The 21,697-nt window shown below is 52.4% G+C and carries 21 protein-coding genes; 1 reads left to right on the top strand and 20 read right to left on the bottom strand.

All coding sequences use genetic code 11. The features are described 5' to 3' along the window. Positions 1-81: 81 nt before the first annotated feature. The 20 genes from LVJ83_RS01165 to LVJ83_RS01070 form a co-directional block, all read right to left on the bottom strand. Positions 82-381: a DUF2818 family protein gene (locus tag LVJ83_RS01165; protein ID WP_244785504.1), complete on the bottom strand. Its 300-nt coding sequence runs from the start codon at positions 379-381 to the stop codon at positions 82-84. 262 nt (positions 382-643) lie between these two features. Further along, entirely contained in the window at positions 644-2,086 is a 1,443-nt protein-coding gene (nuoN, locus tag LVJ83_RS01160) for an NADH-quinone oxidoreductase subunit NuoN (protein ID WP_244785502.1), read from the bottom strand. A gap of 9 nt (positions 2,087-2,095) precedes the next feature. Further along, positions 2,096-3,592 (bottom strand): NADH-quinone oxidoreductase subunit M, encoded by a 1,497-nt coding sequence (locus LVJ83_RS01155; RefSeq protein ID WP_244785500.1) that lies wholly within the window; start codon positions 3,590-3,592, stop codon positions 2,096-2,098. A 37-nt stretch (positions 3,593-3,629) separates the two neighbouring features. After that, a complete protein-coding gene (gene nuoL, locus LVJ83_RS01150; RefSeq protein ID WP_244785498.1) occupies positions 3,630-5,657 on the bottom strand; it encodes an NADH-quinone oxidoreductase subunit L in 2,028 nt (675 codons plus the stop codon). Between the two features lie 17 nt (positions 5,658-5,674). After that, positions 5,675-5,980, bottom strand: a complete 306-nt coding sequence (nuoK, locus tag LVJ83_RS01145) for an NADH-quinone oxidoreductase subunit NuoK (protein ID WP_244785496.1) — start codon at positions 5,978-5,980, stop codon at positions 5,675-5,677. Next, the gene (locus tag LVJ83_RS01140; protein ID WP_244785494.1) at positions 5,977-6,639 is read right to left on the bottom strand and encodes an NADH-quinone oxidoreductase subunit J; all 663 of its coding nucleotides are present in this window, start codon (positions 6,637-6,639) and stop codon (positions 5,977-5,979) included. The genes nuoK and LVJ83_RS01140 overlap by 4 nt, the downstream gene beginning before the upstream one ends. Positions 6,640-6,650: 11 nt before the next feature. Next, positions 6,651-7,130, bottom strand: a complete 480-nt coding sequence (gene nuoI, locus LVJ83_RS01135) for an NADH-quinone oxidoreductase subunit NuoI (protein ID WP_244785492.1) — start codon at positions 7,128-7,130, stop codon at positions 6,651-6,653. A 15-nt stretch (positions 7,131-7,145) separates the two neighbouring features. Next, on the bottom strand, positions 7,146-8,195 hold the full coding sequence (gene nuoH / locus LVJ83_RS01130; protein ID WP_244785490.1) for an NADH-quinone oxidoreductase subunit NuoH: 1,050 nt from the start codon (positions 8,193-8,195) through the stop codon (positions 7,146-7,148). 2 nt (positions 8,196-8,197) lie between these two features. Then, positions 8,198-10,456 (bottom strand): NADH-quinone oxidoreductase subunit NuoG, encoded by a 2,259-nt coding sequence (nuoG, locus tag LVJ83_RS01125; RefSeq protein WP_244785488.1) that lies wholly within the window; start codon positions 10,454-10,456, stop codon positions 8,198-8,200. An 85-nt stretch (positions 10,457-10,541) separates the two neighbouring features. Beyond that, positions 10,542-11,837 carry an NADH-quinone oxidoreductase subunit NuoF gene (gene nuoF / locus LVJ83_RS01120; protein WP_244785486.1) on the bottom strand — a complete coding sequence of 432 codons (1,296 nt, stop codon included), beginning with the start codon at positions 11,835-11,837 and terminating at the stop codon, positions 10,542-10,544. Beyond that, positions 11,837-12,310, bottom strand: coding sequence for an NADH-quinone oxidoreductase subunit NuoE (nuoE, locus tag LVJ83_RS01115; RefSeq protein WP_244785484.1), 474 nt, complete (start codon positions 12,308-12,310; stop codon positions 11,837-11,839). The genes nuoF and nuoE overlap by 1 nt, the downstream gene beginning before the upstream one ends. After that, positions 12,310-13,566, bottom strand: coding sequence for an NADH dehydrogenase (quinone) subunit D (gene nuoD, locus LVJ83_RS01110; protein WP_244785482.1), 1,257 nt, complete (start codon positions 13,564-13,566; stop codon positions 12,310-12,312). Before nuoD ends, nuoE begins: the two co-directional genes overlap by 1 nt. Beyond that, on the bottom strand, positions 13,556-14,149 hold the full coding sequence (locus LVJ83_RS01105; protein WP_244785479.1) for an NADH-quinone oxidoreductase subunit C: 594 nt from the start codon (positions 14,147-14,149) through the stop codon (positions 13,556-13,558). Before LVJ83_RS01105 ends, nuoD begins: the two co-directional genes overlap by 11 nt. A 9-nt stretch (positions 14,150-14,158) precedes the next feature. After that, positions 14,159-14,638 carry a NuoB/complex I 20 kDa subunit family protein gene (locus LVJ83_RS01100; RefSeq protein WP_244785478.1) on the bottom strand — a complete coding sequence of 160 codons (480 nt, stop codon included), beginning with the start codon at positions 14,636-14,638 and terminating at the stop codon, positions 14,159-14,161. After that, a complete protein-coding gene (locus LVJ83_RS01095; RefSeq protein ID WP_244785476.1) occupies positions 14,629-14,985 on the bottom strand; it encodes an NADH-quinone oxidoreductase subunit A in 357 nt (118 codons plus the stop codon). The genes LVJ83_RS01100 and LVJ83_RS01095 overlap by 10 nt, the downstream gene beginning before the upstream one ends. A gap of 444 nt (positions 14,986-15,429) precedes the next feature. Beyond that, positions 15,430-17,277, bottom strand: a complete 1,848-nt coding sequence (locus LVJ83_RS01090; protein WP_244785473.1) for an ABC transporter ATP-binding protein — start codon at positions 17,275-17,277, stop codon at positions 15,430-15,432. Between the two features lie 294 nt (positions 17,278-17,571). After that, positions 17,572-18,153: a Holliday junction branch migration protein RuvA gene (gene ruvA / locus LVJ83_RS01085; RefSeq protein WP_244785471.1), complete on the bottom strand. Its 582-nt coding sequence runs from the start codon at positions 18,151-18,153 to the stop codon at positions 17,572-17,574. A gap of 181 nt (positions 18,154-18,334) precedes the next feature. Further along, positions 18,335-19,054 (bottom strand): septal ring lytic transglycosylase RlpA family protein, encoded by a 720-nt coding sequence (locus LVJ83_RS01080; RefSeq protein ID WP_425316025.1) that lies wholly within the window; start codon positions 19,052-19,054, stop codon positions 18,335-18,337. 146 nt (positions 19,055-19,200) lie between these two features. Next, the gene (locus LVJ83_RS01075) at positions 19,201-19,665 is read right to left on the bottom strand and encodes a tRNA (cytidine(34)-2'-O)-methyltransferase (RefSeq protein WP_244785467.1); all 465 of its coding nucleotides are present in this window, start codon (positions 19,663-19,665) and stop codon (positions 19,201-19,203) included. A 51-nt stretch (positions 19,666-19,716) separates the two neighbouring features. After that, entirely contained in the window at positions 19,717-20,436 is a 720-nt protein-coding gene (locus tag LVJ83_RS01070; protein WP_244785465.1) for a ComF family protein, read from the bottom strand. Here LVJ83_RS01070 and bioH point away from each other — a divergent pair. Continuing rightward, on the top strand, positions 20,435-21,178 hold the full coding sequence (gene bioH / locus LVJ83_RS01065) for a pimeloyl-ACP methyl ester esterase BioH (RefSeq protein WP_244785462.1): 744 nt from the start codon (positions 20,435-20,437) through the stop codon (positions 21,176-21,178). The two genes, LVJ83_RS01070 and bioH, sit on opposite strands and share 2 nt — an antisense overlap. The last annotated feature ends 519 nt before the right edge of the window (positions 21,179-21,697 follow it).

The following is a 21,697-nucleotide window of genomic DNA, read 5'->3' as shown; positions in this document are numbered from 1 at the left end:
GCCGCTTTCATCCAAATGGTTTTCTGCTCATTCAAAAACAACCCTGCTGCATTGATTTTTTAAACCGCTTTCAGACGGCCTTTACTGATGGTGTTTGCTGCGCCAGAAATAACGCCATACAAAGGCGGGAAAGGCAAAAATCAGATACAGGCAGGCCACGGTCACATAAAATTCCCAGTCTTGATGATGCACACTGCCCGCCCGTGATTCAAGTAAATAGGCCAGCCCCGCCATGATGCCGAAACCGACAAACAGTTCAAGCAAATGATGGCCGAAATGTTTATGCGCCAGCCGGAATATACCGAGCAGGCGGTTGGTCAGAAACGGGGCATTGGCAAATATCAGCGCCAACAGCAACAAAATATACATAGGTGTGGTCATAAATAAACTTTCGGTTATTTTCAGACGGCCTCGGATGCATATGCGAAAACAACCTGACTGCGTGGGTTCCCTGTGCTCGAAGAGAGCTGGCAAGCCAACGCCGTTGGATTATTTTTATGCATGGGCAAGCAAACATCAAGCAGGATAAAACCGTCCGATAGAGCTTCTCTGCTTCTGCCGAAGCCAGGCCGTCTGAAAAATATCGGCACGTTATCTTAACAAAAATAGCAGCCTTAGGGCTGCTATTTTTGTTTCTGTATGCTTACAAAGTATGTTGCAACGCTTTCAAGCACCAGTCCATCACGGTTTGCGGCATCACGCCCCATACCAGTAGCAACAGTGCATTTACCGATAAAAACACTTTCGCCGCCATGCTGCTGCCGATGCGGTGGTCGCTGAGCGCTTGATCGAAATACATTACTTTAACCACGCGCAGGTAATAAAATGCACCAACAAGCGACATCACCACCGCAAACACAGAAAGCCACACATAGCCTTGCGACAATAAGGCCTTAATCACGGCAAACTTAGCATAAAAGCCCATCAGCGGCGGAATGCCCGCCATTGAAAACATCACCAGCAGCATCAGAAACGCATACCAAGCATGGCGCTGGTTTAAACCGGCCAAATCGCTGATTTCCTCGCACTCATAAGCTTCATTCGAGAGCAGCATCAACACGCCGAAGCCTGCCAAGCCCATAACCACATAAGCAATGGCGTAATACAAACCGGCGGTAAAGCCGATGGCGCCGGCCATAAAGGCAAGCAGAATAAAGCCCATATGGGAAATGGTGGAGTAAGCCAGCATCCGCTTGATATTGGTCTGCATAATCGCTGCCAGATTACCGACCAACAACGACACAACGGCCAAAATAGCCAGCATCGGCGCCCAATCGGCGGCAGTCGTGCCCAAGCCGGTCACCAAAATACGGAAGGCAAACACCACGGCGGCAATTTTCGGCAAAGTGCCCACAAAGGCCGCTACCGAGGTAGGCGCACCCTGATAAACATCGGGTACCCACATATGAAACGGTACTGCACCCAATTTAAAGGCCACCGCCACCACAATAAACACCAAGCCCAGCTTCAACAGCCATTCGTTGGCCTGACCATCATAAGCACTGGCCAGCACAGAAGCGAATTCCAATGACCCGGTAGCACCGTAGATCATGGAAATACCATACAGCAAGAGGCCGGAAGCCAAGGCACCGAGCACGAAATATTTCAATGCCGCTTCGGCCGCATAAGCAGAGTCGCGCCGTAAGGCAATCATGGCATACAGCGACAGCGACAGCAGCTCCAACCCGATATAAGCCGTCAGAAAGTGACCCGCACTCACCATCACACTCATGCCGCTTAAGGCAAACAGCGACAAGGTATAAAACTCACCCTTGAAAATATTGCGCGCTTGGTTATAAGGTTTACTGTAAACCAACAGGGCAAACAAGCCGGCATACATCACCATTTTTGACAACTGCGACATACCGTCTGCAATATACATGCCGCTAAACGTGGCCACGCTGTTGGGCGACCATACCGCCCATTGGGTTGCGGCGGTAGCCACCAATGCCAGTAAAGTCAGCACATGGGTAAGATAACGCTTTTCATCGCTGGTCCATAAATCCACCAGCAAAATGATGCCGAGCGCCGAAAGCAAAACGATTTCAGGCATGGCGGGGATTAAGTTCAAATCTGTCCAGTTCATTCACACACCTCAAATTTTGCTTTGTGCCACTTGGGCAATCAAGTCATTAGCGGCTTGATGTACCACACCGATAAAGGCTTGCGGATACAAACCCATGCCCAACACTGCCACCGCCAAAATCGCCAAAATGGCAAATTCGCGACAATTGATGTCTTGCATTTTTTCAACTTCGGGGTTGGTAATCGCACCGAAAATCACCCGTTTATACATCCACAAGGTGTAGGAAGCGCCATAAATCAAAGTCAGCGCAGCCAATGCACCTATCCAGAAATTCACTTCCACCGCCCCCATAATCACCATAAATTCGCCGACGAAGCCCGAGGTGGCTGGCAGACCTGCATTGGCCATACCGAAAAGCATCATAAACGCCGCAAACTTCGGCATCACATTAACCACGCCGCCATAATCGGCAATATTACGGCTGTGCAAACGGTCATACATCACGCCGATGCACATAAACATCGCGGCCGACACAAAGCCATGGGAAATCATTTGGATAATGGCACCTTTCAGCGCCCAATCATTCAAGTAGCCGCCACTAAACAAAAACATGCCCAATGTAACAAAACCCATATGGCTGATTGAAGAATATGCCACCAGTTTTTTCATATCGGTCTGCACCAAGGCCACCATGCCGATATAAATGACCGCAATCAGGCTCAACACAATAATGGCCGGCGCAAAATAACGTGAGGCATCGGGCAAAATCGGCAGAATGAAGCGCAGAAAACCGTAAGCACCGACCTTAAGCGTAATCGCCGCCAATACCATCGAACCGCCTGTGGGTGCTTCAACGTGGGCATCAGGCAGCCAGGTATGCACCGGCCACATCGGTACCTTGACCGCAAACGACAAGAAAAAGGCAACAAACAGCAATTGCTGTACACCCAACGGAATCTGTTTGATATTTTGAAAATCCACAATCGAAAAGCTGCCACCGCTTTGGTAAGACAGGTAAATCAGCGCCACCAACATCAACAACGAGCCGAGCAGCGTATAGAGAAACAGCTTGACCGAAGCATATACCCGGCGGGGGCCGCCCCACATACCGATAATCAGATACAGCGGAATCAGCATGCCCTCAAAAAACACATAAAACAGAATCGAATCCATGGCTGAGAATGCGCCGTTAATCAAACCCGACATAATCAGGAATGCAGCCATATATTGTGCCGGGCGCTTCTGAATCACCTGCCAGCCGGCCATCACCACCATCAGGGTGATAAAGCTGTTCAGAATCACAAACAGCACCGAAATCCCGTCAACACCCAACGCGTAGTTGATATTGAGCGCGGGAATCCAGCTGTGAAACTCGGTAAATTGATAGCCGCCGTTCAAACGGTCAAACCCTGTAAATAAAGGCAACGTGACCAAAAAAGCCGCCAAGGCACCGATAAAGGCCAATACCCGGGCAATACCCGCGCGGTTGTCCGAGCCGGTGGCGAGCACCAGCACGCCGGCGACTATCGGCACCCAAACGGCCAAACTGAGTAAGTTATCTAACATATTCATAACCTGATATTCTTAAGATTGAATTCCCACATTACCCGGCAAACAGGCGCCAGAACGTCATACCCACCAGCACCAGCACACCGAACACCATGGCTGCGGCATAGGTATAAATAAAGCCGGTTTGCATCTTGCGCACTTGCGCAGCAATCATGCCGACCAATTTGGCCACACCATTAACGATACCGTTATCGATAATCGCCGTATCAATTGCCTTCCAAAAGAAGGTGCCTAATGCCCGCGAACCTTTGGCAAAAACATTGTAATAAAGGGTATCGAGGTAATATTTATTATCCAGCAGCTTGTAGATCGGGCTGAACGTAGCGGCAATTTTTGCAGGCAGATGCGGGGCTTTTACATACAGCACCCAGGCACACAGCACCCCGGCAATAGCCAAATATAATACCGGCGTATGCAGGCTGTGCATCACCATCGCCATCGGGCCGTGAAATTCTTCTTGCAGCAGCGCCATGGTCGGATGTGCTTGAGCATCGACAAAAATCACATCTTTAAAGAAATCGCCGTATAACATCGGTTCAATCGCGATATAGCCGATAATCACAGACGGAATAGCCAGCAGAATCAATGGCAAAGTTACCACCCACGGGCTTTCATGCGGATTGTCGTTTTTGCCCAAACCGTGATGATGCTCGGTATCGTGATGTTCATCATGATGTTCGGGCAGTTCGCGCCATTTTTCCTTGCCGTGGAATACCATAAAATATTGGCGGAAAGCATAAAACGCGGTAACAAACACGCTGGCCAACACGGCAAAATAAGCAAACCCGCTGCCCGGTAAAGTGCTGGCGTGCGCGGCCTCGATAATCGAATCTTTAGAATAGAAGCCGGCAAAAAACGGCGTACCGATCAACGACAGGCTGCCGAGCAACATGGTTATCCAGGTAATCGGCATATATTTTTTCAGATTACCCATATGGCGCATGTCTTGATCATGGTGCATACCCATAATGGCACTGCCGGCAGCCAAAAACAGCAGCGCTTTAAAGAAGGCGTGTGTCATCACATGAAACATAGCGATTGAATAAGCGGAAGCACCCAACGCCACGGTCATATAGCCTAATTGCGACAAAGTCGAATACGCCACCACCCGTTTAATATCGTTTTGGATGGTGCCCAAAAAGCCCATAAACAGCGCCGTAATGGCACCGATTACCATAATTACGCTCAATGCAGTCGTGCTCAGCTCATACATCGGCGACATACGCGACACCATAAACAAGCCGGCAGTAACCATTGTAGCCGCGTGAATCAACGCTGAAATCGGTGTCGGGCCTTCCATGGAATCGGGCAGCCATACGTGCAACGGAAATTGTGCCGATTTACCCATCGCGCCAACAAACAGCAACAAGCAGGTTACCGTCAACAACGACCATTCCACGCCCGGGAAAAGCGCGATGGTCGCATTTTGCACATTTGGCAGATACGCAAACACATCTGCATAATGCAGACTGCCGCCGAAATATGCCAAAACCAAACCGATACCGAGCAAAAAGCCGAAATCACCGACACGGTTAACCAAAAACGCCTTCAGATTGGCAAAAGTGGCAGTCGGGCGCTGGTAATAGAAACCGATCAACAGATAAGACACCAAGCCCACCGCTTCCCAACCGAAAAAGAGTTGGATGAAGTTATTGCTCATCACCAACATCAGCATAGAAAAGGTAAACAGTGAAATATAGCTGAAAAAGCGCTGGTAACCGCTCTCACCATGCATATAGCCGATGGTGTAAATGTGCACCATCAACGATACGCTGGTTACCACCACCATCATCATGGCAGTCAGGCTGTCAACCAAAAAGCCTACAGAAAAATCCAGCCCGCCCATGGTCAGCCAAGTGTATACGTTTTCATCATAGCGGCTGCGGGTGCCGTTAATAAAGCCATACAACACCCACGCCGACAAGACGGCCGACACGGCCACGCTTAAAATCGTTACGTTATGTGCACCGGCCCTGCCGATCTGTTTGCCGAACAGGCCTGCCAGCAGCGAGCCGGCCAAAGGCGCCAAGGCAATGGTCAGATATAAGCTCATATTATCCATTATTCTTATTCTCCCGATTAACCTTTAAGGCTGTCCAAGTCGGCCACATTGATGGTGCTGCGGTTGCGGAACACCAATACCATAATCGCCAAACCAATCGCAGATTCCGCGGCAGCCACCGTCAATACGAAAAAGACGAAAATCTGACCGGCAGTATCGCTCAAATATTGAGAAAAAGCGATGAAGTTGAAGTTAACCGCCAACAGCATCAATTCAATCGACATCAATAAAATCAGCACGTTTTTGCGATTCATGAAAATCCCCATCGCACTGATACCGAATAAAAGCGCAGCCAACACCAAATAATGCGTTATGGTAATCATGCTTTGCCCTCTCCTTCCTGTTGGCCGTCTGAAGAGGTTTCGTTTTCAGACGGCTGCTGTACCACAGCTTTCATTTTCACCATACGCAAACGGCCTTCGTTGGGGTTCACTTTAACTTGATCAGCCGGATTGATGCGGCGCGGGTTATAAGTTTTACGGTGCACCAGCGCAATGGCCGCTACCATACCCAGCAACAACAGCACAGCCGCCAATTCAAACGGCAGCAGATAAGTGGTATAAATCTGGCTACCCAAATCGCGGATATTGCTGTAATCGGCAGGAATATCCTGCATCGGGCCGAAAGCTGCCAGATTGGTTTTCGGGTTTACCAAAATCAAAATCAGCGCCACCGCCATCAACACGCCTACCACACCGGCCACCGGTGCATGGCGCCAAAAACCGGCACGCATTTCTTCCACGTCGATATTGAGCATCATCACCACAAACAGGAACAACACCATCACCGCGCCCACATACACCACCACCAACACAATGCCGAGAAATTCAGCCTGCATCAGCATCCAAATCATGGCGCTGATACAGAATGTCAGCACCAGATACAAGGCCGCATGAACCGGGTTTTTAGCCGTTACGGTTTTCAGCGCACCAAACAACACAATGGCCGCCAATATATAAAATAAAATCAAAGAAAACGTCATTATTCCGCTCCTTACCGGTACGGTGCATCTGCCGCTTTGCGCTTGGCGATTTCGCTTTCATAGCGATCGCCGATGGCCAGCAGCATCGGTTTGGTGTAATACAGATCACCGCGTTTTTCGCCGTGGTATTCCAGAATATGCGTTTCCACAATGGCATCTACCGGGCAGGCTTCCTCACAAAAACCGCAGAAAATACACTTGGTCAGGTCAATATCGTAACGGGTGGTCCGGCGGGTGCCGTCTTCACGCTGTTCCGATTCGATATTGATGGCCAACGCGGGGCATACCGCTTCACAAAGCTTGCAGGCGATGCAGCGCTCTTCACCGTTAGGATAGCGGCGCTGCGCATGCAAACCGCGGAAACGCACGGATTGCGGGGTTTTTTCTTCGGGAAAATAAATGGTTTCTTTGCGGGCAAAAAAGTTTTTGAGCGTAACACCCATGCCCTTCACCAACTCACCCAGCAAAAAGGTTTTTACTAAATTTGTCATTTTGTTTCTCCTCCCTTATTGCCACAGGGACAAGGGTGAAATCATCCATAAGCCGAGCAATACGATGCAGGCGAAGCCTACCGGAATCAAGATTTTCCAGCCCAAACGCATGATTTGGTCATAGCGGTAGCGCGGGAAAGTGGCGCGAATCCACAGATAACCGTAGAGCACCATGGCCATTTTGATAAACATCCAAACCGCACTCGGTGCACCGATAAATCCCCAGCTTTGGGGGAACGGCGACAGCCAGCCGCCCAAAAACATCAGTGCGGTCAGCGCGGCAATCAAAATCATGAAAATATATTCGGCCAGGAAAAACAGCGCGAAAGCAAAGCCGGAGTATTCCACATGGAAGCCGGCAACAATCTCAGATTCACCTTCGGCCACGTCAAACGGGGCACGGTTGGTTTCTGCCACAGCAGAAATCAGATACACGATAAACAATGGGAACAACGGCAGCCAGTTCCATGAAAAAACCGATCCGCCGGCAATGCCGACACTTTGCGCCGCCACAATATCGTGAAAATTCATGCTGCCCGACACCATCACCACCCCGACCAAAGCTGCGCCCATGGCGATTTCGTAAGAAATGGTTTGTGCAGAAGAACGCATCGCACCTAAAAACGCATACTTCGAGTTAGATGCCCAGCCGGCAATAATCACACCGTATACCGACAATGAAGTAATCATCAAAATATACAGCAACCCCGCATTCACATTGGTCAGCAACCAGTTTTCACTAAACGGAATCACCGCCCAAGCGGCAAAAGCCGGTGCCAGCGACAACATCGGGCCGATATAAAACAATGCTTTGTTGGAAGCAGACGGGCGGGTAACCTCTTTAAACAGCAGCTTCAACACGTCGGCAAACGGCTGAATCAGGCCGAACGGGCCGGTTACATTGGGGCCGACGCGCAGCTGCATAAAACCGATTACCTTACGTTCGAAATAAGTCAGGTAGGCCACTGTAATAATCAGCGGCGCCAAAATCAGCACGATTTTCAGCACAATTGAAACAATCAGGCCGATTTCATTACCCAGTAAGGCTTGGAACCATTCTTGCATGATTAACCCCGCACCAGCTCAATAGTGTTCATCAACGCACCCAACGCGGCATTTTCAGTATGCAGCGGCAGATACACCACGTTTTCAGGCAGATGCTCATCGGCAACCACGTTCACATTAACGGCACTACCGCCCTGTTTGGCACGCGCAACATCACCATCAGCCAAACCCAACGCAGCCAATGTCTGCGGGTGCACACGTGCCGCAGGCACGGCGGCGTGGCCGGTTGCCTGCAACGGTGCAGAACGGCGGGCAATGGCATCGCTGTGATAAATACCGACACCGCCCACTCGCCATAATGTCGAGGCCGTCTGAACGCTTTGTCCTTGCCAATCGGCAGCATTATTCAGCTTGGCCGGTAAAGTTTCCGTGTGGACAGCATCTTTCAACACTTGCTCGCTGCTTTCATATTCAAAGCCGGCCAGTGAAAACACATTGCCCAACACGCGCAATACTTTCCATAAGGGGCGGGAATCACCCAAGCCTTTAACCACCCCGTGGAACGATTGCAGACGGCCTTCCATATTAATCAGGCTGCCCGAAGTTTCCGTGAATGGCGCCACCGGCAGCAAAACATCGCATACGTCCAACAACGTCTCGCTCACAAACGGCGTGAATGCCATCACACTTTGCGCCTGCTTGAGTGCGGCCACCGCCCGGGCGCCATCAGCCACATCGATATCCGGCTCGACATTAAACAACAAGACGGCTTTTTTCGGTGCCGCCAGCATTTCCGGTATGCTGTCGCCCGAATCGACCGCCAACACATCCGCACCAACACTGTTGGCCGCCTGCGGCAGAATGCCCAATACCGCGCCGGTAGCTGCTGCCAACGCCTGTGCCGCCGCATAAATGGCTGCATATTCCGGGTGGTTTTGCGCTTCCGCCCCCAACACAACCGCAGCCTTTTCAGCCTGTTTCAAGCTGTCGGCCACAGCGCTTTGTGTATCTTGCGCCCAGCCGTTCAAGAAAGCCGCCCAATCGTTCGGATGCAGCACTTCCCGCTCAAACAGCGGCATATGCAGTGTTTCTTTACTGCTGGCCACAATGCTCAGGGCGGTACCGCTTTTGGCGGCACGGCGCAGGCGGGCGGTCAGCAGCGGCTGCTCTTTACGCAAATTGGCACCGACCACTAATACAGCATCATTGTTGCCGAAATCTTCTATGCTCTGCCCCAGCCATTGCGCACCTTTAAGGCCGTCTGAAAGGCGTTTGTCCTGTTGTTGCAGGCGGGTGGCAAAATGTTTGATGCCCAAACCGTCGGCCAGTTTTTTCGCCAGATACAGCTCTTCTACGGTATTCATCGGGTTGGCCCACACACCGATTTGCTCTTTGCCGTCTTCTTTGCCGATACATTCGAGCGTATGGCGCACATATTCGATCGCCGTTTGCCAATCGACATCCCGCCATTCGCCGCCGTGTTTGATTTTCGGTGTTTTCAGACGGCTTTCATGATACAGCCCCTCATAGGCAAAGCGGTCGCGGTCGGCAATCCAGCATTCATTAATGCTTTCATTTTCCAACGGCAACACGCGGCGCACGGTATGGTCTTTGGTTTGCACAATCAGGTTGGCACCCAGCGCATCATGTGCCGAAATGGTTTTACGGCGGCTCAATTCCCACGAGCGGGCATCATAACGGAACGGCTTGCTGGTGAGCGCACCGACTGGGCATAAATCAATCACATTGCCCGACAGCTCGGTTTCTACCGCTTTACCGATAAACGGCATAATTTCAGAAAACTCACCGCGGTTGGCCATGGCGATTTCCTGCACGCCGGCAATTTCTTCGGTAAAGCGCACACAGCGGGTGCAGTGGATACAGCGGCTCATTTCGGCTGCCGATACCAGCGGCCCCATGTCTTTACCGGTTACCGAACGTTTTTCTTCCTGATAGCGGCTGGCGCTGTTGCCGTAACCCACAGCCAAATCTTGCAGCTGGCATTCGCCGCCTTGGTCGCAAATCGGGCAATCCAGCGGATGGTTGATGAGTAAAAATTCCATCACGCCCTGTTGCGCCTGCTTGGCTTTGGGCGAATGGGTATGCACCACCATGCCGTCTGTAACCGGCGTTGCACAAGCCGGCAGCGGTTTGGGAGCTTTTTCCACTTCCACCAAACACATCCGGCAGTTTGCGGCGATGGACAATTTTTTGTGATAGCAGAAATGCGGGATATAGGTGCCGACCTGATGGGCGGCCTCCATCACTGTCGCACCCTGCTCCACGGATAACTGTTTACCGTCAATTTCAATTTGTAACATGGTTATGTTCCAGATTTAGGGATTTTTCCAACCGTCTCTATTTCAGACGGCCTGAACGCGGGATAGCCAGGCTATCCGCCAACTTTCAGCACCACTTGTGCGCCTTAGCCGGCTTGCCGTGCTCGATATAATGTTCAAACTCATGGCGGAAATGCTTGGTAAAGCTGCGCACCGGGAAAACGGCGGCATCGGCCAATGCGCAAATCGTGCGCCCGGCCATATTATTGCCGACCGAATCGAGCAAGTCTAAATCTTCCGGCCGGCCTTTGCCTTCTGCGATGCGGTGCACCACGCGGTAAAGCCAGCCGGTGCCCTCACGGCAGGGCGTACATTGGCCGCAAGACTCTTCAAAATAGAAATAAGACAAACGCTCCAGCGCTTTAACCATGCACACATCTTCATCCATCACGATAATCGCGCCCGAACCGAGCATGGAGCCCGCTTTGGCAATGGAGTCGTAATCCATGTTCAGTGACATCATGACATCGGCAGGCAATACCGGCGCAGAAGAGCCGCCCGGAATCACCGCTTTGAGCTTTTTGCCATCTTTCATGCCGCCGGCCATTTCCAGCAATTTGGCAAACGGTGTGCCCAACGGCACTTCATAATTGCCCGGGCGCTCAACATGGCCGGAAATCGAAAACAGTTTGGTGCCGCCGGCATTTTCAATGCCTTGATCGGCAAAAGCCTTGCCGCTGTCGCGAATGATAAACGGCACCGAAGCGAAGGTTTCGGTGTTGTTGATGGTGGTGGGTTTGCCATAGAGGCCGTATGAGGCGGGGAACGGCGGTTTGAAGCGCGGCTGGCCTTTTTTGCCTTCCAGCGATTCCAACAGCGCGGTTTCTTCACCGCAGATGTAGGCGCCGTAACCGTGGGCGGCAAACAGCTCAAACGAGAACTCGCTGCCCATAATATTTTTACCCAGAAAGCCCGCCTCACGGGCTTCGGCCAAAGCGGCTTCGAAACGCTCGTAGCCTTCGAAAATCTCGCCGTGGATATAGTTATAGCCTGCTTCTGCGCCCATAGCATAACCGGCGATAATCATGCCTTCAATCAGCGAATGCGGATTAAAATCGATGATGTCGCGGTCTTTGAATGTGCCCGGTTCGCCCTCATCGGTGTTGCACACCACATATTTCGCACCGGGAAACGAGCGGGGCATAAAGCTCCACTTCAAGCCGGTGGGAAAGCCCGCACCGCCGCGCCCGCGCAAACCCGAGGCTTTGACCTCGGCAATCACATCATCTTGCGACAATTTTTCCGTTAAAATTTTACGCAATGCCTGATAACCGCCGCGCGCCTGATAAGCATCAAGATGCCAGCAATCGGGATTGTGCGTGTCTACTTGGTCAAAAATGACACCGGATTGAAAAATCGCCATCAGTTCAACTCCGCTAATTTCTGCTCAATCGCGTCTTCAGTCATGAAGCTGCACATTTTATGGTTATTGACCAGCATCACCGGCGCATCGCCGCAAGCCCCCATACATTCACCTTCAACTAAAGTGTAGAGGCCGTCTGAAGTGGTTTCACCAAATCCGATACCGAGTTTTTTCTTCAGGTATTCGGCCGCACTCACACCGCCGCGCAGGGCGCAGGGCAGATTGGTGCAGACGGTGAGTTTGTATTTACCCACAGGGTGCAGGTCATACATATTGTAAAAAGTGGCCACTTCATACGCAGCTGCCGGTGCGATACCGACATATTCGGCCACATATTCGATGGTTTCCGGCGCCAGCCAGCCTTTTTCCACTTGCGCAATGCGCAATGCGGCCATGATGGCGGAGCGGCGTTGGTCGGCCGGATATTTTGCCAGCTCGACGTCGATTTTTTGTAAAGATTCAGTGGATAACATTATCGGTCTACCTCTCCGAATACGATGTCTTGCGTACCGATGATGGCTACTACGTCGGCCAGCATGTGGCCGCGTGCCATTTCATCCATACCTTGCAGATGAGCAAAGCCCGGTGCACGGATTTTCAGACGGTAAGGCTTGTTGGCGCCGTCTGAAATCATGTAAATGCCAAACTCACCTTTCGGGTGTTCGACTGCGGTATAGGTTTCGCCTTCCGGCACATGCATGCCTTCGGTAAACAATTTGAAATGATGGATTAAATCTTCCATGCCCATCTTCATCTCGGTGCGCTTGGGCGGTGCGACTTTGTGGTTTTCCACAATTACCGGGCCAGGATTGGCTCTGAGCCATTGCACACACTGCTTGATGATTTCGGTGGATTGGCGCATTTCGTTTACACGGCAGAGGTAACGGTCATAACAATCGCCGTTTACGCCGACGGGAATATCGAAATCCACTTGGGCATAAGCATCGTAAGGCTGCGTTTTGCGCATATCCCACTCGATGCCCGAACCACGCAGCATGACACCGGTAAAGCCTTTTTGCATGGCTCGCTCAGGGCTGACCACACCGATACCCACGGTACGCTGCTTCCAAATGCGGTTGTCGGTCAGCAGTGTTTCCAATTCATCGATACGGGAAGGGAAACGCGCGCAGAATGTGTCGATAAAATCAAGCATGGTGCCTTCACGCGCTTCGTTAAGCTGTTTGAGCACTTTGGCATTGCGGAATTTGCTGCTTTCATACTTCGGCATAAAGTCGGGCAAATCGCGATACACGCCGCCCGGTCTGAAATAAGCGGCATGCATGCGTGCGCCGGATACGGCTTCATACAAATCCATCAGCTCTTCACGGTCGCGGAACGCATACAGAATCGCCGTCATCGCACCAATGTCAAGTGCATGCGAACCCACGCTCATCAAATGGTTCAAGATGCGGGTCACTTCGGCAAACATCACGCGGATATATTGGGCGCGAACCGGCACTTCGATACCGGCCAGCTTTTCCACTGCCAAGCAGTAAGCCTGCTCGTTGACCATCATAGACACATAGTCCAAACGATCCATATAAGGCAGAGCCTGCAAATAAGTGCGCGTTTCGGCCAGCTTTTCAGTGCCCCGGTGCAGCAGGCCGATATGCGGGTCGGCGCGGACGATGGTTTCGCCGTCAAGCTCCAAAACCATGCGCAATACGCCGTGCGCCGCCGGATGCTGCGGGCCGAAGTTGATGGTGTAGTTTCTTAATTTATTGGCCACCGTAGTGCTCCTCGCGGACGATACGCGGCGTAATTTCGCGCGGTTCGATGGTTACAGGTTGGTAAATCACACGGCCTTCGGCTTCGTCGTAACGCATTTCCACATGGCCGGAAATCGGAAAATCTTTGCGGAACGGATGACCGATAAAACCATAATCGGTCAAAATGCGGCGCAAGTCGGGGTGGCCGTTGAACATGATGCCGTAGAGGTCGAACGCCTCGCGCTCATACCAGTCGGCGCTGTTGTAGATGCCGGTCACCGAATCCACCACCGGAAAATCATCGTCATCCGCCCACACGCGCACACGGATGCGTTGATTATTTTTCAGTGACAGCAATTGGCTGACGGCGGCAAAGCGCTTGCCCTGCCACGGCTCGTTTTTATATTCACTGTAATCCACGCCGCACAAATCCGTCAGCAATTCGAAATGCAGCTCCGGATGGTCGCGCAAGGTGGTCATGATTTCGGAATAATCAGCAGCAGCGCATTCTACAGTTACTTCCTCAAACGCCAAAATCACTTTGCCGGCCTTTTCGCCCAAAATACGTTGGGCGGCGGCGTGTAAATCTTTTACATGTGCCATGATGCGCTCCTAGTTGCGGGCAATGGTATAAGTACGCTTGATTTTGCCCTGAAGCTGGATCAGGCCGTAAAGCAGCGCTTCGGCGGTCGGCGGGCAGCCGGGCACATACACATCCACCGGCACAATGCGGTCGCAACCGCGCACTACCGAATAAGAATAGTGATAATAGCCACCGCCGTTGGCGCACGAACCCATCGACAACACCCAACGCGGCTCCGCCATTTGATCATATACTCGGCGCAAAGCCGGCGCCATTTTATTGCACAGGGTGCCGGCCACAATCATCAGATCTGACTGACGCGGCGACGGGCGGAAAATAATGCCGAAGCGGTCAAGGTCGTAGCGTGCCATACCGGCATGCATCATTTCTACCGCGCAACAGGCCAAACCGAACGTAACCGGCCACAATGAGCCGGTACGTACATAGTTCAAAACCGTATCCGCGCTGGCGGTCACGAACCCTTTATTCAAAACGCCTTCTATTCCCATTCCAAAGCGCCTTTCTTCCATTCATAAACAAAGCCTACCGTCAGGATGACGATAAACACAAACATCGACCAGAAGCCGAATGCGCCCAAATCCTTGAACACCACGGCCCACGGAAACATAAACGCCACTTCCAAATCAAACAAAATAAACAAAATCGCCACCAAATAATAACGCACGTCGAATTTCATGCGCGCGTTTTCAAATGCCTCAAAACCGCATTCGAACGGGGTGTCTTTGGCGGCGGTATGCCTTTTCGGGCCGAGTATCGTACCCAGCGCGATAAACGCCACACCGGCAATCAGGCCGATGAGGATAAAGACCAATACGGGAAAATAATTAGCCAACATGGTTTGTACCTAAAGTGTTAACGCAAAAATGCCGCTGAAATGCTTTGTTATTGTAGCTAATTTCAAGGTTGTTTAAAAGTTAAAGCACCAAAAATTTGCTGAAAAGCCCAATAATTTCAATCATTTTGTGATAACGATTATCATTAGTTTGATTTTATTATCCGCCACACCTTGTACTTTATGGTTTATTAATCGCTTTTATTTTTTCGATAGTTTTTAATCTAATTAAAAATAATTAACCATTCTTAATCTTTTGGTATTTCTGCTGCAAATTTCGCGTTTTTCGGCATTTAATGGCAATGTAATCAAAAGTAGTCTTTTCTGGCCTAAAAACCGTTACTGCCGCCATCTCGCTACCGTTTTATCGGCGGATAACCGCGTGGCGCAATATAAAGGCCGTCTGAAACACTCGGTTTTCAGACGGCCTTTATATTGTGCACAGCCTCAGTCGGAATGCCCGTTTAAAAAACCGCCGCTCTGATGCGCCCATAATTTGGCATAAAGGCCGTTTTTCGCCAGCAATTCGCTATGGCTTCCCTGCTCCACAATCCGACCCTTATCCAACACAATCAGCCGGTCCATGGCGGCGATGGTCGACAGGCGGTGGGCAATGGCAATCACGGTTTTGTTTTCCATCAGCTTATCTAGGCTTTCCTGAATGGCCGCTTCCACTTCCGAATCAAGTGCGCTGGTGGCTTCGTCCAACAGCAGAATCGGGGCATCTTTCAGCATCACGCGGGCAATGGCGATACGCTGCCGCTGGCCGCCGGAGAGTTTCACACCGCGTTCGCCCACATGGGCATCATAGCCGCGGCGGCCTTTGGCATCGCTCAAGTGCGGAATAAAATCAGCCGCTTCCGCCTGCTCTGCCGCGCGATACATATCTTCATCTCCCGCATCGGGGCGGCCATAGAGAATATTGTCGCGCACGGAACGGTGCAGCAGCGAAGTGTCTTGCGTAACCAGGCCGATTTGGCTGCGCAGGCTTTCTTGGGTAACGCCACGTATGTTTTGGCCGTCGATGCAGATACTGCCGCTGTTGGTTTCATAAAAGCGCAGCAACAGGTTGACGATGGTGGATTTGCCGGCACCCGAGCGCCCGATCAGGCCGACTTTTTCGCCGGCTTTAATGGTGAGGTTAAAACCGTTAAGCAGCGGCTTGCCCGGCTCATATGAAAAATCAACGTGATCAAAACGGATTTCGCCATGATTGACCAGCAGCGGCTTGGCGGCAGGCAGATCGACAATCGTATGCGGCTTGGACAAGGTATTCATGCCGTCTTGCACCGTGCCGAGGTTTTCAAACAAACGCGCCGATTCCCACATAATCCATTGCGACATGCTGTTGAGCCGCAACGCCATGGCCGTTGCGGTGGCCACCGCACCCACGCCGACCGCGCCCTGCTGCCACAACCACAAGCCCAGCGCAGCAGTGCCGACGGTGAGCGACACATTCAAAATATAGCTGATAGAATCCAGCCCGGTGGCCAAACGCATTTGCGCATGCACGGTCTGCATAAATTCGTGCATCGAGGCTTTGGCATAGGCGGCTTCGCGCGAGCCGTGCGAAAACAGCTTGACGGTGGTAATGTTGGAATACGCATCGGTGATGCGGCCGGTCATCAAACTGCGTGCATCGGCCTGGCGCTGTGCGGTTTTGGCCAAACGCGGAATCATCGCCCACATCATCGCCACAAACAGCACTATCCACAAGGCAAACGGCAGCAGCAGCCAGCCGTCAAGCGCGGCCAGAATCACACCGGAAGTAATCAGATACACCAACACATACACCAGCATATCGGCGCAAGTCATCACGGTATCGCGCACCGCCAAGGCCGTCTGCATCACTTTGGCCGACACCCGGCCGGCAAATTCGTCTTGGTAAAAACCCAGGCTCTGATTGAGCATCAACCGGTGGAAATTCCAGCGCAGGCGCATCGGAAACACGCCTTGCAGCGTTTGCAGGCGCACATTAGAGGCTGCAAACGCCCAAAAGATGCTCAACAGCATCACTGCCGCCATCAATGTGAGCATGCCGCCTTTTTCCGCCCACAATTCAGACGGCGTATACATGCCCAACCAATCCACCAGCTTGCCCATAAATTGAAACAGCACCGCCGATAAAATGCCCAAACCGGTCGACAAAATGGTCAGTCCCAGCAGCCAGCCGTAAAGGCCGTTGAGGTTGGACCAGATAAACGACACCACATTTTTGCCGGCGGGGGTTTGCGGCACATCATCTGGATAAGGATCAATGCGTGATTCAAACCAATCAAAAATCTTTTTAAACATACAGGCTTTCGTTTGCAAAACGGCAGAGGCCGTCTGAAATAGGATGCTTGTTATACCCATTCACAAAAGTAAGCTAACCAGGCGGCGAGCCGAAGACAGTACACGCCTATGGGGCTGGTTGACTTGGCGCTTCAGCACCCTAGCGAAAGCAGTCCTCTTCGAGCTCAGCCGAGCCAACGCTGTTAGGTTATTTTTGTGAATGGATGTTACTTAACTTTGCCGCGTTTCAGACGGCCTGATAAAGCTGTATCAGGCCGTCTGAAACGCAACGGCTCAACCGAATCTGCCGCGACACTATTTGAGCAGGTTTTTCAATGCCAGCCGCACCCCTTCGCTGACATCGGTGCCGGCCGGCAGCCCTTTAACCGCCGCCCGCGCTTCACGCTCGTTATAACCCAAAGCCAGCAGTGTGCTGACGATATCGTCGGTTTCATCCACCACCGGCGCCGGCGCAAACAAACCGCTGCTTTGCTCCGCCACCAGTTTGCCGCGCAATTCCAACACCATGCGTTCGGCAGTTTTTTTACCGATGCCGGGCACCGACGACAAACGTTTGATGTCTTCCTGCGCCACCGCCTGTGCCAGCTCGTCGGCATTCATCACACTCAAAATGCCCAACGCCGTTTTGGCACCGATGCCGCTTACTTTGACCAACTGACGGAAAGTCGCACGCTCGCTTTGGCTGCCGAAACCGAACAGCAGATGCGCATCTTCGCGCACCACCAATTGAGTGTAGAGCTGCACGCTTTCATTCAGCGGCGGCAGATTATAAAAAGTTTGCATCGACACATCAACTTCATAGCCGACACCGGCCACATCGATCACGATTTGCGGCGGCTGTTTTTCCACCAGCCTGCCGGTGAGTTTGCTGATCATGGTTGGTATCCGTCTCTTTGGAAAACGCTATTATAACGCAGCCTGCCGCTCCAGCTGTCAAACTTAATATCATGCCGGGCGGCGGGCCGAAGCGGAACACATTTAGATGGCCTTGATAAATAGCTATAAAACATTCAGACGGCCTGCGTATCACACAGGCCGTCTGAAAAAACACGCGTGTTTAAATCGCGGTTTGCACTTGGCGCTTCATATTTTCGGCATGCTCTTGCCGGGCAAACGGCCCCATGCGCACAACATATTGGTTGTTTTGTTTGACCATAATCACTTTTTGGCTGCCGGCCGCCGCTTTCAGATGGCCGCTGGTGCGTGCCAGATAGCTTTTAGCCTCGGCTTCGCTGGCAAAGCTTTGCAGGTTCACATAAATATTGTTGCCGCTTTTGGGCGCAGCAGCCAAACCGCCGGCACCCGGCACAATCTGCTCAACCCGCACATTAGCGGTGCCCTGGCGGATAAAGCCCAACTTTTGTGCCGCCGCTTTAGACACATCCAGCACACGGCTGCTGTGGAAAGGGCCGCGGTCGTTGATGCGCACCACCACACTTTTGCCGTTAGACAGATTGGTCACCCGGGCGTAGCTGGGGATCGGCAGGGTTTTGTGGGCGGCAGTCATCATATTCATATCATAACGCTCGCCGCTTGATGTCTTACGCCCGTGAAACTGGCTGCCATACCACGAGGCTTTGCCGGTTTGGCTGAATTCGGCCACCTTTCTGATCGGATAATAACGCTTGCCTGCCACTTTATAGCTCATATTGGCCGAACGGTGCAGCTTTTCCGCTTTCACAGCGGCATCGGGCAGCATCGCAATATCGGCTTTCTGCCGGCTGTGGCCGACGGCAGACGTGAGGCCGCTGCCCGATTCGGCAGAGGCGGTGCCCATCAGGGCAGAGCCCAAGGCAATGGCGGTGAATGCACCGATAAAGAAAGTATTTTTGGCTTTACTCAAAACAGGTTCCGATTCTTGAATTAATAACGCATTGGTTTCGGATGTTGTTATTCTTGTTCGAAACACAACAGACAGCCCGTTTACAGGCCGTCTGAAAAATCATGTTGCCGCCATGCTTCAAACAGCATCACAGCCACAGTGTTCGACAGATTCATACTTCTGCTGCCGGCTTTCATCGGCAGGCGCAATTTGTGCGTCTCGGGCAGCGTGTCGAGAATTTCAGCCGGCAGCCCGCGTGTTTCCGGGCCGAACAAAAACACATCGTCCGGCAAAAACGCCGCCTTGTCGGGGCGGGTGCGGCCTTTGGTGGTCAGCGCAAAGATGCGCCTGCCCGCCAGCGCAGCCATACAATCGTTGAAATTTTCGTGCACCGTGAGTTTGGCAAACTCATGGTAATCCAACCCCGCCCGTTTCATTTTACTCGAATCGAGCGGGAAACCGAGCGGCTTCACCAAATGCAAATCGGCGCCGGTATTGGCGCAGAGTCGGATGATATTGCCCGTGTTCGGCGGAATTTCCGGCTGATACAAAACCACAGTAAACATATAAATCAGTCACTTAATCAAACGGCACTATGCCCGAAGCGGGCGGGTGCGTCAAAATTTTTTCATTTGCGAACGCGCCAGCGCCCAACAAAACACATCGGCAGCGCCCGCCCTTTTTAGCGTTCGCGCCAATTCCGCCAATGTTGCGCCGGTGGTCACAACATCATCGATTAACAACAACTTACGGTTTTTAACCCGCACCGCTTCCGATACGGAAAAAGCATTTTTTACATTTTTCCGGCGCTGCTCGCCCGTGAGCGTGCTTTGCGGCGCATGATGCCGTCTGAACACCGTATCGCGCGGCAACACCGCCCAACCGTAATGCCGCGCCAGCCGCCGCACCAGCTCGTCTCCCTGGTTAAAACCCCGATACAGCCGCCGCGCCTTGCTCAACGGCATCGCCAAAACCGCATCAATCTCCGTGCCCTCCAGCCAGGGCGGCGCATGTGTCATCATCACTTGCGCCAACGGCGGCACCATACTCAAATCAGCTGTGTGCTTCAACGCATGAATCATGCTGCTCACGGGCGGCTCATAATACACCGAAGCCCATAAGCGCTCAAACGGCGGCGGTTTCTGCTGGCAGCGCCCGCAGACTGCCGCGCCGGTGCTGGTCTGTGCGCACAAGGGGCAGAGGTGGGCCGCATCGGTATACAGCCCCCGCAAATCGGCTGCACAACGGCTGCACATGCCGCCTGCCCCGGCCAAACCGTGGCATAATACACACCGTTTAGCGCCGGCGAATTGTTGCCACCAAGAAAGCATCCCCATGCAAAATCCTGCCAAAAACGTTTACCTAATCCACGGTTGGGCGGCCAACCACCATATTTTCGACGATTTGGTGCCGCGCCTGCCCGCCCATTGGCAAATCTGCACCCCCGATTTGCCCGGCCATGGTGCCGCCGCATTTGACGGCCGCTTTGATGTCGCCGCCACCGCCGATGCCCTTGCCGCCCGAATTCACGAACCGGCCTGTATTCTCGGCTGGTCGCTGGGCGGCCAAGTGGCGCTCTATCTGGCCGCCCGCCATCCCGAAAAAGTGCGTGCGCTCTGCCTCACCGCCAGCTTTGCCAAATTTCAGGCCGCCCCGGATTACCCCGAAGGCCTGAGCAACCCCGCGCTGGCCAAAATGGTGGCTTTGTTCGGCCAAGATTACCATAAATACATGAAACAGTTTCTGCAACTGCAATTTCTCTATGCCAAAGAGCAGCAGCCGATTTTAGAAAAAATCCTGCCCGACATTGTGAAACACGGTGCGCCCTCGGCTCTGCAAGCCGCACTCGATGCCGTGGCCGCCGCCGATGCACGCAGCTTTCTGCCTCACATCAACGCGCCTGTGCTGCTGGTTTTCGGCGGCAAAGACAGCATCACCCCGCCGCGCATGGGCGAATACCTGCACCGGCACCTGCCGCACAGCGAGCTCTGCATCATCGATAAAGCCGCACACGCCCCCTTCCTCACCCACGCCGCGCAGTTTGCAGAGCAGCTGGGCAGTTTTTTTAACCGTTGTTGATCGATACACATTCGGAGTGGGTTCAAGACTTCTGGTGTCGGTGTTGCCGCATCAGGCGTAATACCCATTCAAAAAAACAAGCTGACAGCGTTGGCTCGCCTGAGCTCGAAGAGGGCTGGTTTCGCTAAGGCGCTAAGCACCCAGTACCAGCCTCATACTCACTGTACTGTCTCCTGCTCGCCGCCTTGTTAGCTTACTTTTGTGAATGGGTATCAGATAGCCGGTACTCATCAAAAAATCATTTTTGGATTTCAGACGGCCTGACCTTTATTCAAGCCCCACCGCTTGCGCCCTCTCCCTAACCCTCTCCCACGGGAGAGGGAACTCGGTTGCTGTTGTTTTGCCGTTACGCGTTTTAACCGACGTTTTGTTTTTATCGCCAATCTTACCAATAAATGGTTAGGACACTCTAGGGTGTCCTGACAATTCGTTTATGAGGGGATTTTTGTTCCTGAAAATGCAGATGCCGGGCAAAAAACGCAGCAAGATTGGACATCCTGCGAGGCTTTTTAACGCAGC

This window comes from Uruburuella testudinis (assembly GCF_022870865.1).
In the GTDB taxonomy this organism is placed as follows: domain Bacteria; phylum Pseudomonadota; class Gammaproteobacteria; order Burkholderiales; family Neisseriaceae; genus Neisseria; species Neisseria testudinis.
The sequence above is the reverse complement of the archived record's forward strand: the minus strand, read 5'-3'. Positions and strand labels throughout refer to the sequence as shown.

Bases quoted from the DNA above. Each gene is read 5' to 3' on its own strand.
- LVJ83_RS01080 (WP_425316025.1), bottom strand. From the start codon at position 19,054: ATGGGCACCGCCTCTGCCGAATCGGGCAGCGGCCTCACGTCTGCCGTC.
- LVJ83_RS01165 (WP_244785504.1), bottom strand. From the start codon at position 381: ATGACCACACCTATGTATATTTTGTTGCTGTTGGCGCTGATATTTGCC.
- LVJ83_RS01100 (WP_244785478.1), bottom strand. From the start codon at position 14,638: ATGGGAATAGAAGGCGTTTTGAATAAAGGGTTCGTGACCGCCAGCGCG.
- nuoF (WP_244785486.1), bottom strand. From the start codon at position 11,837: ATGGCGATTTTTCAATCCGGTGTCATTTTTGACCAAGTAGACACGCAC.
- nuoI (WP_244785492.1), bottom strand. From the start codon at position 7,130: ATGACAAATTTAGTAAAAACCTTTTTGCTGGGTGAGTTGGTGAAGGGC.
- LVJ83_RS01155 (WP_244785500.1), bottom strand. From the start codon at position 3,592: ATGTTAGATAACTTACTCAGTTTGGCCGTTTGGGTGCCGATAGTCGCC.
- LVJ83_RS01075 (WP_244785467.1), bottom strand. From the start codon at position 19,665: ATGTTTACTGTGGTTTTGTATCAGCCGGAAATTCCGCCGAACACGGGC.
- LVJ83_RS01070 (WP_244785465.1), bottom strand. From the start codon at position 20,436: ATGGGGATGCTTTCTTGGTGGCAACAATTCGCCGGCGCTAAACGGTGT.
- nuoN (WP_244785502.1), bottom strand. From the start codon at position 2,086: ATGAACTGGACAGATTTGAACTTAATCCCCGCCATGCCTGAAATCGTT.
- ruvA (WP_244785471.1), bottom strand. From the start codon at position 18,153: ATGATCAGCAAACTCACCGGCAGGCTGGTGGAAAAACAGCCGCCGCAA.
- bioH (WP_244785462.1), top strand. From the start codon at position 20,435: ATGCAAAATCCTGCCAAAAACGTTTACCTAATCCACGGTTGGGCGGCC.
- LVJ83_RS01140 (WP_244785494.1), bottom strand. From the start codon at position 6,639: ATGACGTTTTCTTTGATTTTATTTTATATATTGGCGGCCATTGTGTTG.
- nuoH (WP_244785490.1), bottom strand. From the start codon at position 8,195: ATGCAAGAATGGTTCCAAGCCTTACTGGGTAATGAAATCGGCCTGATT.
- LVJ83_RS01095 (WP_244785476.1), bottom strand. From the start codon at position 14,985: ATGTTGGCTAATTATTTTCCCGTATTGGTCTTTATCCTCATCGGCCTG.
- nuoG (WP_244785488.1), bottom strand. From the start codon at position 10,456: ATGTTACAAATTGAAATTGACGGTAAACAGTTATCCGTGGAGCAGGGT.
- LVJ83_RS01105 (WP_244785479.1), bottom strand. From the start codon at position 14,149: ATGGCACATGTAAAAGATTTACACGCCGCCGCCCAACGTATTTTGGGC.
- nuoL (WP_244785498.1), bottom strand. From the start codon at position 5,657: ATGGATAATATGAGCTTATATCTGACCATTGCCTTGGCGCCTTTGGCC.
- nuoE (WP_244785484.1), bottom strand. From the start codon at position 12,310: ATGTTATCCACTGAATCTTTACAAAAAATCGACGTCGAGCTGGCAAAA.
- LVJ83_RS01090 (WP_244785473.1), bottom strand. From the start codon at position 17,277: ATGTTTAAAAAGATTTTTGATTGGTTTGAATCACGCATTGATCCTTAT.
- nuoK (WP_244785496.1), bottom strand. From the start codon at position 5,980: ATGATTACCATAACGCATTATTTGGTGTTGGCTGCGCTTTTATTCGGT.